Annotated in this window: 12 protein-coding genes and 5 tRNA genes; 10 read left to right on the plus strand and 7 right to left on the minus strand. The window is 71.1% G+C overall.

Translation table 11 applies throughout. From position 1 onward, the window contains the following. Nucleotides 1–2: 2 nt before the first annotated feature. From DDW44_RS21920 to DDW44_RS21940, 5 genes are all read right to left on the minus strand, one after another. Entirely contained in the window at nucleotides 3–3,350 is a 3,348-nt protein-coding gene (locus tag DDW44_RS21920; RefSeq protein WP_108907463.1) for a sensor histidine kinase, read from the minus strand. Between the two features lie 338 nt (nucleotides 3,351–3,688). Continuing rightward, a complete protein-coding gene (locus DDW44_RS21925; protein WP_026165628.1) occupies nucleotides 3,689–4,270 on the minus strand; it encodes a GTP-binding protein in 582 nt (193 codons plus the stop codon). Next, a complete protein-coding gene (locus DDW44_RS21930; protein WP_026165243.1) occupies nucleotides 4,251–4,658 on the minus strand; it encodes a DUF742 domain-containing protein in 408 nt (135 codons plus the stop codon). The genes DDW44_RS21925 and DDW44_RS21930 overlap by 20 nt, the downstream gene beginning before the upstream one ends. Before the next feature lie 143 nt (nucleotides 4,659–4,801). Beyond that, nucleotides 4,802–5,215 carry a roadblock/LC7 domain-containing protein gene (locus DDW44_RS21935; RefSeq protein ID WP_017947585.1) on the minus strand — a complete coding sequence of 138 codons (414 nt, stop codon included), beginning with the start codon at nucleotides 5,213–5,215 and terminating at the stop codon, nucleotides 4,802–4,804. A 9-nt stretch (nucleotides 5,216–5,224) separates the two neighbouring features. Then, nucleotides 5,225–8,647 (minus strand): sensor histidine kinase, encoded by a 3,423-nt coding sequence (locus tag DDW44_RS21940; RefSeq protein ID WP_108907464.1) that lies wholly within the window; start codon nucleotides 8,645–8,647, stop codon nucleotides 5,225–5,227. 561 nt (nucleotides 8,648–9,208) lie between these two features. Between DDW44_RS21940 and DDW44_RS32150 the strand changes: the two genes are divergently transcribed. The 9 genes from DDW44_RS32150 to DDW44_RS21980 all read left to right on the plus strand — a co-directional run bounded on the left by DDW44_RS32150 (nucleotide 9,209) and on the right by DDW44_RS21980 (nucleotide 13,328). After that, nucleotides 9,209–9,385 carry a hypothetical protein gene (locus DDW44_RS32150; protein WP_017947587.1) on the plus strand — a complete coding sequence of 59 codons (177 nt, stop codon included), beginning with the start codon at nucleotides 9,209–9,211 and terminating at the stop codon, nucleotides 9,383–9,385. Nucleotides 9,386–9,461: 76 nt separating this feature from the next. Further along, complete coding sequence (locus DDW44_RS21945) at nucleotides 9,462–10,256, plus strand: fumarylacetoacetate hydrolase family protein (RefSeq protein ID WP_108907465.1); 795 nt, start codon at nucleotides 9,462–9,464, stop codon at nucleotides 10,254–10,256. Beyond that, on the plus strand, nucleotides 10,249–11,763 hold the full coding sequence (gene gltX, locus DDW44_RS21950) for a glutamate--tRNA ligase (protein WP_108907466.1): 1,515 nt from the start codon (nucleotides 10,249–10,251) through the stop codon (nucleotides 11,761–11,763). The genes DDW44_RS21945 and gltX overlap by 8 nt, the downstream gene beginning before the upstream one ends. 231 nt (nucleotides 11,764–11,994) lie before the next feature. Beyond that, entirely contained in the window at nucleotides 11,995–12,717 is a 723-nt protein-coding gene (locus DDW44_RS21955) for an HAD family hydrolase (RefSeq protein ID WP_018891886.1), read from the plus strand. 91 nt (nucleotides 12,718–12,808) lie between these two features. Then, nucleotides 12,809–12,880 (plus strand) — tRNA-Gln (locus tag DDW44_RS21960). Nucleotides 12,881–12,901: 21 nt separating this feature from the next. Further along, nucleotides 12,902–12,974, plus strand: a tRNA-Glu gene (locus DDW44_RS21965). An 87-nt stretch (nucleotides 12,975–13,061) separates the two neighbouring features. Then, a tRNA-Glu gene (locus tag DDW44_RS21970) sits at nucleotides 13,062–13,137 on the plus strand. A gap of 18 nt (nucleotides 13,138–13,155) precedes the next feature. Then, nucleotides 13,156–13,227 (plus strand) — tRNA-Gln (locus DDW44_RS21975). A gap of 28 nt (nucleotides 13,228–13,255) precedes the next feature. Next, a tRNA-Glu gene (locus DDW44_RS21980) sits at nucleotides 13,256–13,328 on the plus strand. Between the two features lie 77 nt (nucleotides 13,329–13,405). Here DDW44_RS21980 and DDW44_RS21985 read toward each other — a convergent pair. Further along, the gene (locus tag DDW44_RS21985; RefSeq protein WP_208648052.1) at nucleotides 13,406–14,044 is read right to left on the minus strand and encodes a MerR family transcriptional regulator; all 639 of its coding nucleotides are present in this window, start codon (nucleotides 14,042–14,044) and stop codon (nucleotides 13,406–13,408) included. A 110-nt stretch (nucleotides 14,045–14,154) separates the two neighbouring features. Between DDW44_RS21985 and DDW44_RS21990 the strand changes: the two genes are divergently transcribed. Then, entirely contained in the window at nucleotides 14,155–14,613 is a 459-nt protein-coding gene (locus tag DDW44_RS21990; RefSeq protein WP_018891885.1) for a DUF4188 domain-containing protein, read from the plus strand. A 239-nt stretch (nucleotides 14,614–14,852) separates the two neighbouring features. Here DDW44_RS21990 and ndgR read toward each other — a convergent pair whose 3' ends face one another. After that, nucleotides 14,853–15,569 carry an IclR family transcriptional regulator NdgR gene (gene ndgR / locus DDW44_RS21995; protein ID WP_017947593.1) on the minus strand — a complete coding sequence of 239 codons (717 nt, stop codon included), beginning with the start codon at nucleotides 15,567–15,569 and terminating at the stop codon, nucleotides 14,853–14,855. Nucleotides 15,570–15,678: the final 109 nt, after the last annotated feature.

Below are 15,678 nucleotides of genomic sequence, written 5' to 3' on the forward strand. Positions count from 1 at the left end.
CACTAACGCTCCTGGTTGTAGGTACTGCCCGGGCCGTAGCCCGATCCGTTCGTGTCCGTTCCCGCGCTGCGTCCCTGCTGGACACCGCGCCGCAGGTTGCTCAACCTGCCACGCACGTCCTCAGGGGCGCGGGACACCTGAGGGCCGCTCTGCGGGGTCTGCTCTGCCGTGCCCTCGATCAGATTGGCCTTGGGAACCCGGCGGGGAAGCCCGGACGAGGTGACTCCGCCGGCCGCAGGCTTGCGGAGCTTCTCGGCCCGCTGCCAGCGCTCGTCGTTCTTCGAGCGCCACTCGTCGGAGCCGCCCGCCTCCGTGCCTCCGGCCTGGGCCGCCTGGGGGGCCTGCTGCTCGGCCCGTTCCTGCGTCCGGCCGGCGCTGCCGGTGGAGGAAGGCCACTGCGCCTCCTGCTGCGCCTGCTGTCCCTGCGCCTGCTGTCCCTGCTGGCTGCTGCCGCGGCGCGGCAGACCGGCGTCCGTCAGCTGGTGGCCGGAGCCGGTGGCCGGAGCCGGACGCTCGAAGCCTACGCGCTCCGCGCCGTTCGCGGGAGCGGGGGGAGCAGATTCCGCATCCGGCCGGTACTCCGGCTCGTACGCACCCTGGTACGCGTTCTGGTCCGCCCACTCTCCCTGGCCGGGCCGGGGAGCGTAGCCGTTGTCGTACTCCGGTGCGGAGCCCTGCGAGCCATCGTACGAGGCTTCCGCATAGGTCTGCTCCCGGTGCTCGGGGTAACCGCCGGAAACCTGGAACTCGCCCGTGTTCTCGTACCCGTTGGCGTCGTACCCGTCGGCGTTGTAGCCGTTCCGGTCGTAGCCGCCGGGCTCGTAGCCGTTGCGCTCGTACCCGTTCTGGTCGTAGGCGGACTGCTGCTCCTGTGCGTAGCCCTGCTCGTACTGCTCCTCGGCGTAGCTCCCCTGATCGGCGTAGCCCTGCTCGGACTCGTCGCGGAACAGCGGACGGTCGCCGCCGGACTGCGCCTCCAGCGCCGCCCGTCGTTCCTCGCGCATCAGCGAGCGGTTGACCGGGTCCAGCTGCCGGGCTTCGGCCGGTTGCTCCTCGTAGCGGGAGTCGTCGAAACCGAGCTCCGCCGCGGTGCGCATCGGAGCGGCTTCGAAGGACTCCTGCGCCGGGATCATCTGGGAGACCGTGAAGTCGTCCTCGGGGACCGCCGCCTCGCCACCGCCGCCGTGGGTGATCGCGTCCGGGAGCATGACCAGCGACGTCGTACCGGCCTGCTCGCCCGACGGGCGGAGCTGGACGCGGATGCCGTGCCGGTCGGACAGCCGGCCGACCACGAAGAGGCCCATGCGCTGCGAGACGGCGGCGTCCACCGTCGGCGGGTTGGCCAGCTTGTGGTTGATGTCGGCGAAGTCCTCGGCGGTCAGCCCGATGCCCTTGTCATGAATCTCGATCATGACCCGGCCGTCGGGCAGCCGCGTCGCGGTGACGCGGACCTTCGTCTGCGGGGACGAGAACGTGGTGGCGTTCTCCAGCAGCTCGGCGAGCAGGTGCACGAGGTCGGTCACGGCCTGGCCGTGGATCTCGGTCTCCGGGACGCCGGTGAGCTCGATGCGCTCGTAGGACTCCACCTCGGAGGAGGCGGCGCGGAGCACGTCCACCAGCGGCACCGGCTGGTTCCAGCGGCGGCCCGGCTCCTCGCCGGCGAGCACGAGGAGGTTCTCGCCGTTGCGGCGCATACGGGTCGCCAGGTGGTCCAGCTTGAAGAGGTTCTCCAGCTGGTCCGGGTCGGCCTCGTTGTTCTCCAGGTCGGTGATCAGGGTCAGCTGTCCCTCGATCAGGGACTGGTTGCGGCGCGACAGGTTGGTGAAGATCGCGTTGACGTTGCCGCGGAGCATCGCCTGCTCGGCGGCGAGCCGCACGGCCTCGCGGTGGACCTGGTCGAAGGCGCGGGCGACCTCGCCGATCTCGTCCTGGCTGTCGATCGGGATCGGCTGCACACGGGTGTCCACCCGGCCCGGCTCGGTGCGCGAGAGCTGGTCGACGAGCATCGGCAGGCGCTGCTCGGCGATGCCGAAGGCGGCGGTGCGCAGCTGGCGCATCGAGCGGCTCATCTGGCGGGCCACCATGCCGGCCAGGATGAACGCGGTGAGCAGCGCGACGACGACGATCAGACCGTTGACGAAGGCATCGGTCTTGGCCTCGTCGGAGATCCGGGCCGCCTCGGCCACGGCCTTGTCGACGAGTTCCTTCTCGACCTCGCTGTAGCCCTCGAACTTGGCGGTGGCGGCCGGCATCCAGACGTCCTTGGTGACGCCGATCTCCGCGAGCTCGTCGGGGTCGGCACCGGTGCTGATCGCACCGACCATGCCGCCGAGGACGGAGCCGTCCTCGTCCTTGGGCGGAGGCTGGAACGTCTGGCCCGAGGCGGCCGCGGCGGTGGCGGCGGCGGCAAGCGCCTTCCGGCCCTCCTCCGTCTTCTTGGCCATGACCTCCTTCAGCCTGTCCACGTCGGCCTGGGTGCCGCCGGACTGGTACTCGCCGAGGGCGATGCCCTCGAGGTACGCGTAGGAGGTGAAGGCGATGGTCTGGCCGGCCCTGATGTCCTTCTTCTTGCTCGGACGGACGAGCAGTTCCATGCCGATGGAGCGCTGAAGCGATTCGGCGGCCTTGGCCAGCTGGATCGCGTACACCATCCGGCCGTAGCTCGTCACGTTGCCGGTGCCGAGACCGAGTTCGTTGGCGAACTCCATCAGGTAGTGCTGGACGCCGACGTAGCTCTCCTGGGTGGCGACCGGGCCCCGCTGGTCGTCGGAGGGGTCGTCCGGGTCCTCGCCCTCGGACTTGGTCGCCGTCTCGAACTGGGTCGTGTAGGCGACCTCGCGCAGCCTCTCCAGGCCGGGCTCCGCGGCGCGGAACAGGTTCAGGCGCCGCTGGAGGCCCTCCTTCTCCGGCATGTCCTTGACGGCCTCGTCGAACTTCCGCTTGGCCGCGTCGGTGGCGGCCCGCGCCTCCGTGACGACCCTGCTCTCCCGGTCGCCCTTCAGCAGGGGCTCCGCGGTGAGGTCCCGCTCGTTGAGGAGGGCCTGGCCGTACTCCGAGGCGGCGCGGACGATGAGCGCCGTCTTCTCGGCGTCCTGGGCCTCGTTCCAGGTGTCGATCGACCCCTTCACCTGGAAGCCGCCCATGACGAGGCCGACCAGCACGGGTATGAGGAGGATCGCGTTCAGCCGGGTCGGCACACGCCAGTTGCGCGGCGACAGCCTGCTGGAGCTGCCACCGGTGGTGGTGGGCTCCACGGGCTGCACATCCGCGGGCGACGCCGCTGCGCGCAGGGGCGGGGTGAAGTTGCCCCGCGACTGCTGCTCCGCGGAGCTCGTCTTGCTTCGCCTCACTCGACCAACAACCTCTCGGCGTCGGCACCTAGGTTGTGCCGATTATTGTTCAGGGCCGTACTACTCATGAGTTCGTTGATTTCAGCACGCCGGGGGGGTCGGTTCCAAACAGAGGGAACCGGCCGATCCGGACTCTCCGAACCAAAGATAAAACGGGCATAAAGAACGAGCCCCGGCAAAAAGAGGGGCCTGTATGAGCACAGCGGTACCACTCGGATGCGTCGGGTGTCCGAACCCCCCGAATTCTCTGTCGAAACGTTATGAACATGGAGGCGGGCCGTGTCAAAGGGACACGGCCCGTCCATGAAAGGTCTACGACAACTGCCTTGTGACCACTTCTACTTGAGGCGGGCCATGAGTGCGTGTTCGACGAGGGTGATGAGGGCGCTCTTGGCGTCGGCGCGGTGGCGGGCGTCGGTCGTGATGATCGGTGCGTCGGGTCCGATCTGCAACGCCTCGCGCACCTCCTCCGGCGTGTACGGCTGGTGTCCCTCGAAGCCGTTGAGAGCCACGACGAACGGCAGGCCGCTGTTCTCGAAGTAGTCGACGGCGGGGAAGCAGTCGGCGAGTCTGCGGGTGTCGACGAGGACGACGGCGCCGATGGCGCCGCGGACGAGGTCGTCCCACATGAACCAGAAGCGGTCCTGTCCGGGGGTGCCGAACAGGTAGAGGATGAGGTCCTGGTCGAGTGTGATGCGGCCGAAGTCCATGGCCACCGTGGTGGTGGTCTTGTCGCCGGTGTGGGTGAGGTCGTCGATGCCGGCCGACGCGGACGTCATGACGGCCTCGGTGCGCAGCGGGTTGATCTCCGAGACGGCGCCGACGAACGTGGTCTTGCCCACGCCGAAGCCACCCGCCACCACGATCTTCGCACTGGTGGTTGAGCGGGCAGCACCGCCGCTAGAGCTTGCGAAGTCCACTGAGCACCCTTTCGAGCAGTGTCACGTCCGGCGTGCCGCCGGCCTCTCCGTTACCCGGCTGGTGGATCGCCACCATGCCGGCTTCCGCCAGGTCCGCCACCAGGATCCGCGCCACACCCAGCGGCATCGACAGCAGCGCCGACACCTCGGCCACCGACTTGACCTCCCGGCAGAGGTGGCAGATCCGCTGGTGCTCGGGCAGCAGCGTCGACAGGTGCGCCGGGTCGGCCGTGGTGCTGACCAGCGCCTCGATGGCGAGTTGATAGCGCGGCCGGGTCCGGCCGCCGGTCATCGCGTACGGACGCACCAGCGGCTGGTCGCCTTCATGACCGTAATCGGTGTCCATGGGGACACCGTACGGATCGTGAGAGGCGGGGGGCGGGGTCATGAATCCTCCGGGCGTGACAGCAAGTGGTCGGCTGTGCCGTCTGACTGGGCCGGTGGGGGGCCGGTTGGGGCGGCCGGACGGTGAGTGGACGGATGAGGGGTTGCCTGGGGCGCACCCGCGGACGGCGGGCCCGCCGGTGATCGCTAGTGGAGAAGGCTCCCTTGGAGTTCGGCACGCAGGTCCGGGGTGAGGACGGTGCCGGCACGGTCGACCAGGAGAGCCATCTCGTAGCCCACGAGGCCGATGTCGGCGTCGGGATGGGCGAGGACGGCCAGCGAGGAGCCGTCCGAGATGGACATGATGAAGAGGAAGCCGCGCTCCATCTCCACGACGGTCTGGTTGACCGCGCCGCCTTCGAAGATCCGGGACGCCCCCGCGGTCAGCGAGGTCAGTCCGGACGCCACCGCCGCCAGTTGGTCGGCGCGGTCGCGCGGAAACCCTTCGGACATCGCCAGCAGCAGACCGTCGGCGGAGACCACCACGGTGTGGGACACCCCGGGGGTGTTGTCCACGAAGTTGGTGATCAACCAGTTCAGATTCTGCGCCGCCTGGCTCATCGGGCTCAACTAACGCTCCTGCTGGTGAGTGGGGCCGACGTTGAAGCTACCGGTGTTTCCGGAGCCGCCCGCCTGACGCCCCTGCTGGATGCCCCGACGGAGATTGGTCAGCCGGCCCCGCACGTCGTCCGGCGCACGGGACACCTGCGGACCGGTCTGGTGGGGCTGCTCCTGCGCGGTTCCCGGCACGAGGTTGGCGCGCGGGACCCGGCGGGGCAGACCCGAGGTGGTGACGCCGCCGGCCGCGGGCTTGCGGACCCGCTCGGCCTGGCGCACCAGCTCGTCATTGGGCGAGGTGCGCCACGAGGCGCCACCCGCGTCGTGCTGGCCGCCCTGCACCGGCCGGCCCTGGTCGGCCGCCGGGCGGCGCGACGGGCCCGTCGGGGCGGGGCGTCCGGTCGGCTGGGACTGCGACGGCTCGGCCGGGGGCTGCGCGGCCCCGTTCACCCCGCCGCCCTGGTTCTGGTGGAACCAGTTCGTCTCCAGCGTGTCGTACAGCGGGGTGCGGCCGTCGCCGGGTCCGGACGCCGGCGGCAGCGCCTCGGGCTGCGGCTGCGCGGGCAGGCTGCCCACGGCCGGGCGCGGGGCGCCGAAGTCGGCACCGCCCTGGCGCGGACGCGGGGTTCCGGGCCGGCCCTGGCCCGCCGCCGGCGGACGCGGGGCGTTGAAGTCGGGACGCGCGAACTGCTCGGTGGCCGCGGGGTCCTGGGTCGCGGGGCGGCCGCCGTGACCGTCGCCGCCCGCGGCACCGGGCCCCGCGAAGCGACCCGCGGTGTCCGGGTCCTCGTGACCGCGCGGCGCCTCCTGGGCGGAACGGGACTGCTCGCCGCCCCAGCCGGCGGGCTGCGGACGCTGCTGCCGGCCGCTGCCGGGCAGTTCGCCTCGCGGGCCGCCGCCGGGCGCCGGGCGCCCGGAGTCGCGGCCCCGTTCGCCCTGGCCCCGGTCCTGCGCACCCGGTCCGGCCGGGCGGCCGCGGCCGGAGTCCCCGCCGAACGCGCCGAACGAGCCCGCGGCGGTGCCGCCCTGCCGGGAGAAGTCCTGCCCGGAGAAGTCCTGCCGTGCGGGGTCCTGGCCCGGGCCGCCCTGCTGCGGGCCGCCGTCGCGGCCGGGAAGTGCCGCACGCGGCGCCGATCCCGCGCCGACCTGCCCGCGCTGTCCGCCGGGGGCGGGACGGCCACCGGGCCCGGCCTGGGGACCGCTGCCGAGACCGGGACGGCCGGCGCCGGCGGGAGCCTGCGGAGCGCCGTTCTGCCCGCCCGGGCCGGGCTTGCCCGGTGCCTTCTTGCCGCCGTGGGCGACATCGACGGGGAGCATGACCAGCGCGGTCGTGCCACCGGAGTCGGAGGGACGGAGCTGGATGCGGATGCCGTGCCGCAGGGACAGGCGGCCGACCACGAACAGACCCATGCGGCGGGACACCGAGACGTCCACGGTCGGCGGCGACGCCAGCCGCTCGTTGATCGCGGCGAGGTCCTCGGGGGAGAGGCCGATACCGGTGTCGTGGATCTCGACGAGCACCCGGCCGTCGGGCAGGGCGTGACCGGTCACGCGCACCTTGGTCTGCGGCGAGGAGAACGACGTCGCGTTCTCCAGCAGCTCGGCGAGCAGGTGCACGAGGTCGTTGACGACCCGGCCCGCGACGTCGGTCGCCGGCACGGAGGCCAACTCGATGCGCTCGTACTGCTCCACCTCGGAGGCCGCGGCACGGAGCACGTCGACCAGGGGGACGGGCCTGGTCCAGCGGCGGCCCGGCTCCTCGCCCGCGAGGACGAGGAGGTTCTCGCCGTTACGGCGCATGCGGGTCGCCAGGTGGTCCAGCTTGAAGAGGGAGGACAGCTGGTCCGGGTCGGCCTCGCGGGACTCCAGCTCGGAGATCAGCGACAGCTGACGCTGGATGAGGCCCTGCGAGCGGCGCGACAGGTTGGTGAACATCGCGTTGACGTTGCCTCGCAGCAGGGCCTGCTCGGCGGCGAGGCGGACCGCCTCGCGGTGCACGTCGTCGAAGGCCGCGGCCACCTTCCCGATCTCGTCCCGGGAGTGCACGCCCACGGACTCGACCGTGGTGTCCACGTCCTGCGGGTCGGCCTCGGAGAGCTGCTTGACCAGTTCGGGCAGGCGGTCCTGGGCGACCCTGGTGGCGGTGTCCTGCAGCCGGCGCAGCGAGCGGATCATGGACCGGGCGACGACGAAGGCGCCGACGAGCGACACACCGAGCACCAGCAGGATGAGCGCACCGTTGATGATGGCGTCCTGCTGCGACTCCTGCTTGAGCTCGCGGGCCTTGCTCTCCATCTCACCGAGAAGCGTCTTCTCGATGGTGTTCATCGCGTCGATCTTGGTGTCGGCCTGGTCCGTCCAGTCCTTGTAACCGCGGCGCTCGGCACCGGCGAGGCCGCTGGGGCGGCTGAGGACGCGAGTGGCGTACTCGTTCGCCTCCTCGATCTCGGAGTTGCCGTCCACCAGCGGGGCGGTCAGCTCCTCGGCGTTGCCGCCGAGGGAGGCGTAGATGCGCTTGAACGAGGCGAGCGCCTGCTTCTCGTTCTCGGCGGCGTCGTCGCCGGTGAGGCGGTCGTTCTCGCTCATCTCGCCGGCGGTCTTGGCGTTGGCCGGGAGCGCGGCCGCGATGATCGCGCGCTGGATGGACGCGTACTCCTTGGCGGCGGAGAACGCCGCCAGCGCACGGGTGCGCTTGATCATCTCGGGGTTGTTGGTGGCCTGGGCCATGTCCTGGGACAGCGTGAGCAGCGACGTGATCAGCCGGTTGTACCGGTTGACGGTCTGCGTGGTCGATCCCTCGCCGTCGTAGGCGGTGCCCCGGATCTTGGCGATCGTCGTCACCTGCTGGGCGATCTGGCTGACGTTGGCGTGGATGCTCTCCAGCGCCTCGTCGCCCGAGGTGTCGCCGATGGAGACGGTCGCGGCGAGGAAGGCCTCCCTCCGGCGGTCCGTCTCCCGGCGGGGCTGGGTGACCTCGAAGGCGTCGACGTTGCCGTTGTTCGCCAGCGGACCGGCCGCGTGGTCGCGCTCCTCCTGGAGCGCCTCGGCGAGGGCCGTGGCCTCCTTGGTCAGCTTGGTGAGCAGCTGCATGTGGTCCAGCTGCTCGATGTCGTTCATCGACTCGTTGATACGCAGACCACCCAGGGTGGTCGCCGCGACGACGGGGAGCGCGAGCAGGGAGACCAGCCGGGTGCTGATGCGCCAGTTGCGCAGGGCGATGCGGGAGCCCGTGTCGGACGGGCCCTTGGCCTTGGGCCGGTCCGCCGGTTCCGCGGCGGCCGGGGCCGCGCCGTGGCGCGCTCCGCGGTCACCGCTGTCGGCCGCCGGCCCCTGGTTCTGGGCGTGCTGGGGCGAGGGGCCGCGGTCGTTCGTGCCGCGCGGCTCCTTCTCAGTGGCAGCTTCCCCTTGGCCCTTGCGGGCCTGGGGACGCCCCATGCCATCCCTCTTGAAACGTCCCTGCACTAGCGTCGCAACCTCTGGACCAGGCGTCCCCCGCGGTACGGAAGGACGGTGTCGGCGTCGTAGGGGCGGTGGAGGCGCCCCCAGGTGGTCGTGGACCGGCGCTTCCCCCCTTCCCCGCCGCCACTCGGCGCTGCGTTGCGCCCCCTGCGCGCCGGTCGTAACCCGCGGCGGTGCGTGGAATTCCAGCACAGTGCCGGATCTCCAACAAGGGCCGTGTACCGGCCTGTGACCTGAGTGACACGTTGTGAGCGGGATGTCACAAGACGTAGAAAGGGATAGCGGAGGAATCGGGCTTTTGCGAACGAGTCGTTTACGGGTGGGGGGTGTCCCAGTCGCGATGATCGGGAGCGGAATGGCGTGTTCAAGTCCGCGATGTCCGATTCCGAGTGAGCGTTCGGTTGTCTGAAATGACGCAATTGGGCTTGCGGTCGTGAGCAAACTCACACGTAGATCGTTGGCTCTTCCGTGCTTTCGGAGGGAAATCGCTGCTTAGCCTGACGCTTTACAAGCACCGGCACACTGACTAGGCGAGCGATGAAGACGACGACGATGTTCCGCAACATAGCCAACCCCCGCCGCACGACCCTGGCGCACCTCGAGGACGCCGGCGATCTGCAGCCGGAGGCGCGGCCGGAACCGTCCGCCGTCCTTCCCGTCCAGACGGCCAACCCCCGCCGGACCACCCTGGTGGACGCCCCCGCGGCGTTCTGACCCGGCAGGACGGCCCCCTCCCGCGCGTTAGCCTGGAGCGTCAGACTCCGGCCAACAAAAGGGGCGCGAGGCACCCGTGCGGATCGCCAGATTCTCCATCGACGGCAATGTCGCCTTCGGCGCGGTCGAGGGCGAGGGAACCGGCGATCCGGCCGGCCTCGTCCTGGACGTGATCAAGGGCATCCCCTACGGCGACTTCGAGCTCTCGGGTACGAAGATGCCGCTGAGCAAGGTCAGGCTGCTGCCGCCCGTCCTCCCGAACAAGGTGGTGGCCATCGGCCGCAACTACGCGGAGCACGCCGCGGAGCTCGGCAACGAGGTCCCGGAGGTGCCGGTCGCCTTCTTCAAGCCCACCACCTCGGTGATCGGCACCGGCGACGCGATCGAGTACCCCTCGTTCTCCGACGAGGTGCACTACGAGGCCGAGCTCGCCGTCGTGATCGGCCGGCTGTGCCGCGACGTCCCGCGTGAACGGGTCAAGGACGTCGTCCTCGGCTACACCTGCGCCAACGACGTCACCGCCCGCGACGCCCAGCGGCGCGAGAAGCAGTGGGCCCGGGCCAAGGGCTTCGACACCGCCTGCCCGCTCGGCCCCTGGGTGGAGACCGGCATCGACCTGGCCCGCGCCGGCGACCTCACCATCCAGTGCACGGTCAACGGCGAGCAGCGCCAGCTGGGTCGCACGAGCGACATGATCCACTCCATCGAGGACCTGGTCGTCCACCTCACCGAGGCCATGACGCTGCTGCCCGGAGACGTCATCCTCACCGGCACCCCCGCCGGGGTCGGCCCCCTCAACGTCGGCGACGAGGTCGCCGTCACCATCGAAGGCATCGGCACTCTCACCAACAAGGTGATCAAGCGTGGCTAACGGACCCTCCCCCCAGCACTCGGCTCCGCTCGAGCAGGGGGCACCCCCTCGCGTACGTTTCTGTCCCTCGCCGACCGGCAACCCCCATGTGGGCCTGGTCCGCACCGCCCTCTTCAACTGGGCCTTCGCGCGGCACAACCAGGGCACCATGGTCTTCCGCATCGAGGACACGGACGCGGCGCGCGACTCCGAGGAGTCGTACCAGCAGCTCCTGGACTCGCTGCGCTGGCTGGGGCTCGACTGGGACGAGGGCCCCGAGGTCGGCGGGCCGCACGAGCCGTACCGCCAGTCGCAGCGCATGGACCTCTACCGGGACGTCGCCGGGAAGCTGCTGGCCGGCGGGTACGCCTACCACTGCTACTGCACGGTCACCGAGCTCGACGAGCGCCGCGAGGCCGCCCGCGCGGCCGGCCGGCCCTCCGGCTACGACGGCCACTGCCGCGACCTCTCCGACGAGCGGAAGGCCGCCTACGAGCGCGAGGGCCGCGAGTCGATCATCCGGTTCCGGATGCCCGACGAGCCGATCACCTTCACCGACCTGGTCCGCGGCGAGCTCACCTTCACCCCGGACAACGTGCCGGACTACGGCATCGTCCGGGCCACCGGCGCGCCCCTCTACACGCTGGTCAACCCGGTCGACGACGCGCTGATGGACATCACCCACGTACTGCGCGGCGAGGACCTGCTCTCCTCCACCCCGCGGCAGATCGCGCTCTACCGGGCGCTGATCGACCTCGGCCTCGCCCACCGGATCCCGCTCTTCGGGCACCTGCCGTACGTCATGGGCGAGGGCAACAAGAAGCTCTCCAAGCGCGACCCGCAGGCGTCCCTGAACCTCTACCGGGAGCGCGGGTTCCTGCCCGAGGGCCTGCTCAACTACCTCTCCCTGCTCGGCTGGTCCTTCTCCGCCGACCAGGACGTGTTCTCCGTCGCCGAGATGGTCGGGAAGTTCGACATCGCGGACGTCAACGCCAACCCGGCCCGCTTCGACCTCAAGAAGGCCGAGGCGATCAACGCCGACCACATCCGCCGGCTGGACGTGAAGGCCTTCGCCGAGGCCTGCGAGCCCTGGCTCCGTGCCCCGCACGCCAACTGGGAGCCCGAGGACTTCGACCGGTCCGCGTGGGAGGCCATCGCCCCGTACGCCCAGACCCGGCTGACGGTCCTCTCCGACATCACCGCCAATGTCGACTTCCTCTTCCGCAAGGAGCCGGTCGAGGACGAGACGTCCTGGCAGAAGGCGATGAAGGAGGGCTCCGGCGCCCTGCTGCGCACGGCCCGCGACAGGCTCGCGGCCGCCGACTGGGCCCACCCGGAGGCGCTGAAGGAGGCGGTCCTGGCCGCGGGCGAGGAGCACGGCCTCAAGCTCGGCAAGGCGCAGGCCCCCGTCCGCGTCGCGGTCACCGGCCGCACGGTGGGCCTGCCGCTCTTCGAGTCGCTGCAGATCCTGGGCCGCGAGAAGTCGCTGGCGCGCATCGACACGGCGCTGGAGAAGCTCGGGGCGTAGTCCGTCGCCGAGCGTCCCCGGGGGCGGTGGCCACGGGCCGCCGCCCCCCGGGGCGTCTTCCGGGAGCGGGCGTCCTCCCGCCGGTGCACCCCTTCCGGCAGCCGATGCGCCCGGCAGCCGATGCGCCCGACGGCAGCCGTCCCGCCGTGGCGGGGGCGCCGCCCCGGCCCGCCCGGCGCCCTTCCGCCCGTCTCCGGCCGGGAGGCCACCCCTTCGGCGTAGCCTCGGACCATGCCGATCCGAGCCGTCCTGTGGGACATCGACGACACGATCTTCGACTACGCCGGTGCCGACCGCGCGGGTCTGGAGCGGCATCTTCGGGCCGAGGGTCTGGCCGAGGCCTACGCGTCCGTCGACCAGGCCCTGACCCGCTGGAAGGAGCTCACTCACTTCCACTGGCGGCGCTTCGAGGCCGGAGGAGTGGACTTCGAGGCCCAGCGGCGCGACCGGGTCCGGGACTTCCTGGGGGTGCCGGCCATGAGCGACGCCCGGGCGGACGAGTGGTTCGCCCGCTATGTCACCCACTACGAGGCGGCCTGGCAGCTGTTCCCCGACGCCGTGCCCGCGCTGGACCGGCTGGCGGACGGCTTCCGGCACGGTGTGCTGTCGAACTCGTCCCTCCGCAACCAGCACCGCAAGCTGACGGTGCTGGGCGTGCGCGACCGCTTCGAGGCGGTGGTGTGCGCGGCGGAACTGGGCGTCGCCAAGCCCCGGGCAGCCGCCTTCCACGCCGCGTGCGACGCGCTCGGGCTGCCGCCGGGGCAGGTGGCGTACGTCGGTGACCACCCGGACATCGACGCCGAGGGAGCCGTGGCCGCCGGTCTGGCCGGCATCTGGCTGGACCGCGGCGGGGTGGGCGGCCGGCCGGAGCTGACCAGGATCACCGGCCTGGGGGAGCTGCCCGCCCTGTTGCGGGCGGATACCCGTTTTGGAGCGCCGTCCTCCTTCGGGTAATGTTCTTCCTGCGCCGAGGGAAGCGGGCCGAAAGGCCGGAACCGGAAGCGCACAACCTGAACAAAACCCCCGCAGGGGGGTTGAGTTTTGGTGGCCTATGGTGTAATTGGCAGCACGACTGATTCTGGTTCAGTTAGTCTTGGTTCGAGTCCAGGTAGGCCAGCTCGCAGAGCTCATCTGCAAAGCCCCCGTTGTGTAGCGGCCTAGCACGCTGCCCTCTCAAGGCAGTAGCGCCGGTTCGAATCCGGTCGGGGGTACAGATCCTTCCCGCGTGATCACCGGGTCGCACCCGGTGGTCCCGCAGTGAAAAAACACCCGGCTCATGCCGGGTGGGGATCGCCCAGGCCCCCGTTGTGTAGCGGCCTAGCACGCCGCCCTCTCAAGGCGGTAGCGCCGGTTCGAATCCGGTCGGGGGTACCAACTGGTCTAAACCACCAGTGGCCTATGGTGTAATTGGCAGCACGACTGATTCTGGTTCAGTTAGTCTTGGTTCGAGTCCAGGTAGGCCAGCTGATCCGTCCTGATGGATCAAGATCTTGCCCCCGTTGTGTAGCGGCCTAGCACGCCGCCCTCTCAAGGCGGTAGCGCCGGTTCGAATCCGGTCGGGGGTACACCGAGGAGAGGCCCTTCCGTCCGGGAGGGCCTCTCCGTCTTTCCCGTCCTCCCTGTGCGGCGCGGCCCTTCCCGGTCATCCGAACCGGCGGTTCGACTCCTCGGCCTGGGCCAGTCTGCGCAGGCCGAGCAGCACCGGCTCGTAGAGCACGGTCAGCGCCACCGCCGCCTCCACCTGCTCCTCCCCGGGCTCGTACCCCTCCACCAAGTCCAGGTCCGCGACGGCCAGTTCGGCCGCGCTCCGGCCGTACGGCAGCAGTTGCCCGACGTCGCAGGGATATCCGAGGCGCACCATCGTGGCGATCCCGGAGACCACCATCCGGTAGGCGGGTGACTGCGCGCCCACCTCCCGTCCGAACGTCCAGCCCAACTGCTCCAGCAGGGCGTCCGCCGCGCGGCATGCCGCGTCCACGGCCGGGTCGCCCTCGTCCGGCTCCGGGGCGTCCGGGATGGCCCAGACGGCCGCGCCGAATCGCCTGTGGGGGTCGAGGTCGTCGTCGGCGACGGCCGCCAGCACCTCGCGCGCCGTCGCCACCGGCATCCGGCCGACCTGGATCAGCGCGCGGACCAGGCGGAGCCGGCGCAGATGCCCCTCGTCGTACTCGGCCTGCCGGGCGCTGATCCGGTGGCCCGGCGGCAGCAGCCGCTCACGCAGGTAGTACTTGATCGTCGGTATCGGCACCCCGCTGCGTTCGCTCAGTTCCGCGAGCCTCATGCACTTGCGCCCCTTCTTGGAGAGTGTCACTATCCAATCATGGATAGTAGAACTATCCAAGGTGAGTCCAAGGGGAAACAGCGATGGGCAGCACTCCGATCCAGGGTCGAATGACCGCCGATGCGCAGGGCGACGTGATCGTCTTCCTCATCGGGATGCGTATCAACAGCTTCCGCGCGGTACGGAGTTGGTGGCCGGTGTTCCGGGCCATGTCGCGGATGCTGAAGGAACTGTCGCGGGACGAGGGCGGCGGGCTGCTCGGCCACCGGCTGCTGCTGGGCGGCCCGCGCGTCCTCTTCGTCGTCCAGTACTGGGACAGCGTGGAGAAGCTCTTCGCCTACGCGGCGGACCAGGACAAGGGGCACCGCCCGGCCTGGGCGGCGTTCAACAAGCGGATGCGCGAGGGCAGGGGCCGGGTCGGCTTCTGGCACGAGACGTACATCGTGCCGGCGGGCTCGTACGAGAACGTCTATGTGAACATGCCCGCGTACGGGCTGGGGGCGGCGACCGGGGTCGTCCCCGTCGCCCGCCGCGGCGACCGGGCTGCGGAGCGCCTGCGCTCCGCGTGATCGCGGGGCGCCCGGCCGTGCCTCCGGCGGCGCGGCGGGGCGCCGGCCCGTCGCCCGGCACCGGGCGGCTCCGCACGGGAGCGCGCTCGCGCCGACGGGCAGCCGACGGGCAACCGAGGGGTGCGGGCGGGCGCAGGCGGGCGCGGGCGCGGACCGAGCCGAGGTGCGCCGTCCGGGAGCGCCGTCGGGGGAGCGCCGTCGGGGGAGTGCCGTCGGCGGGATGCCGTCGGGCGGGAACGTCAGCCGGAGCGGCGCAGTGCGTCGGAGAGGCGCGCCGCCGCGTCGATCACGGCCTGCGCGTGCATCCGGCCGGGGTGCCGGGTGAGCCGCTCGATCGGCCCGGAGACCGAGACGGCGGCGACGACCCGGTTGGAGGGGCCGCGTACCGGCGCCGAGACGGACGCGACGCCCGGCTCGCGCTCGCCGATCGACTGCGCCCAGCCCCGGCGCCGTACACCGGACAGCGCCGTCGCGGTGAAGCGGGCCCCTTGCAGGCCGCGGTGCAGCCGCTCCGGCTCCTCCCAGGCCATCAGGATCTGGGCCGAGGAGCCCGCCTTCATCGTGAGCGTGGAGCCGACGGGTACCGTGTCCCGCAGTCCGGACAGCCGCTCGGCGGCCGCCACGCAGATGCGCATGTCTCCCTGCCGGCGGTAGAGCTGCGCGCTCTCGCCCGTCACGTCGCGCAGATGCGTCAGCACCGGCCCCGCCGTGGCCAGCAGCCGGTCCTCGCCCGCCGCGGCGGCGAGCTCCGCCAGGCGCGGGCCGAGGATGAACCGGCCCTGCATGTCCCTCGCCACCATCCGGTGGTGTTCCAGAGCCACGGCGAGGCGATGTGCCGTGGGTCGTGCGAGCCCTGTCGCCGCGACCAGCCCGGCGAGGGTGGCCGGACCGGACTCCAGGGCGCTCAGCACCAGAGCTGCCTTGTCGAGAACGCCGACACCGCTAGAGTTGTCCATGCAACGATATTCGCGTCTCACTCTGTGAAACGCAAGTTCATATTCCCCGAGAAGTTGCGACTCTGGACGTGTGCCCGCACAAGGGCCCGCGCCCTCCGCCCGGCCCGAC

It is taken from the genome of Streptomyces tirandamycinicus (assembly GCF_003097515.1).
Classification (GTDB): Bacteria; Actinomycetota; Actinomycetes; order Streptomycetales; family Streptomycetaceae; genus Streptomyces; species Streptomyces tirandamycinicus.

What these genes read in the sequence shown, in the direction of transcription:
- DDW44_RS21935 (WP_017947585.1), bottom strand. Translation starts at nt 5,215, where the DNA reads ATGAGCCAGGCGGCGCAGAATCTGAACTGGTTGATCACCAACTTCGTG.
- DDW44_RS21930 (WP_026165243.1), bottom strand. Translation starts at nt 4,658, where the DNA reads ATGACCCCGCCCCCCGCCTCTCACGATCCGTACGGTGTCCCCATGGAC.
- DDW44_RS21940 (WP_108907464.1), bottom strand. Translation starts at nt 8,647, where the DNA reads ATGGGGCGTCCCCAGGCCCGCAAGGGCCAAGGGGAAGCTGCCACTGAG.
- DDW44_RS32150 (WP_017947587.1), top strand. Translation starts at nt 9,209, where the DNA reads ATGAAGACGACGACGATGTTCCGCAACATAGCCAACCCCCGCCGCACG.
- DDW44_RS21985 (WP_208648052.1), bottom strand. Translation starts at nt 14,044, where the DNA reads ATGAGGCTCGCGGAACTGAGCGAACGCAGCGGGGTGCCGATACCGACG.
- ndgR (WP_017947593.1), bottom strand. Translation starts at nt 15,569, where the DNA reads ATGGACAACTCTAGCGGTGTCGGCGTTCTCGACAAGGCAGCTCTGGTG.
- DDW44_RS21955 (WP_018891886.1), top strand. Translation starts at nt 11,995, where the DNA reads ATGCCGATCCGAGCCGTCCTGTGGGACATCGACGACACGATCTTCGAC.
- DDW44_RS21990 (WP_018891885.1), top strand. Translation starts at nt 14,155, where the DNA reads ATGACCGCCGATGCGCAGGGCGACGTGATCGTCTTCCTCATCGGGATG.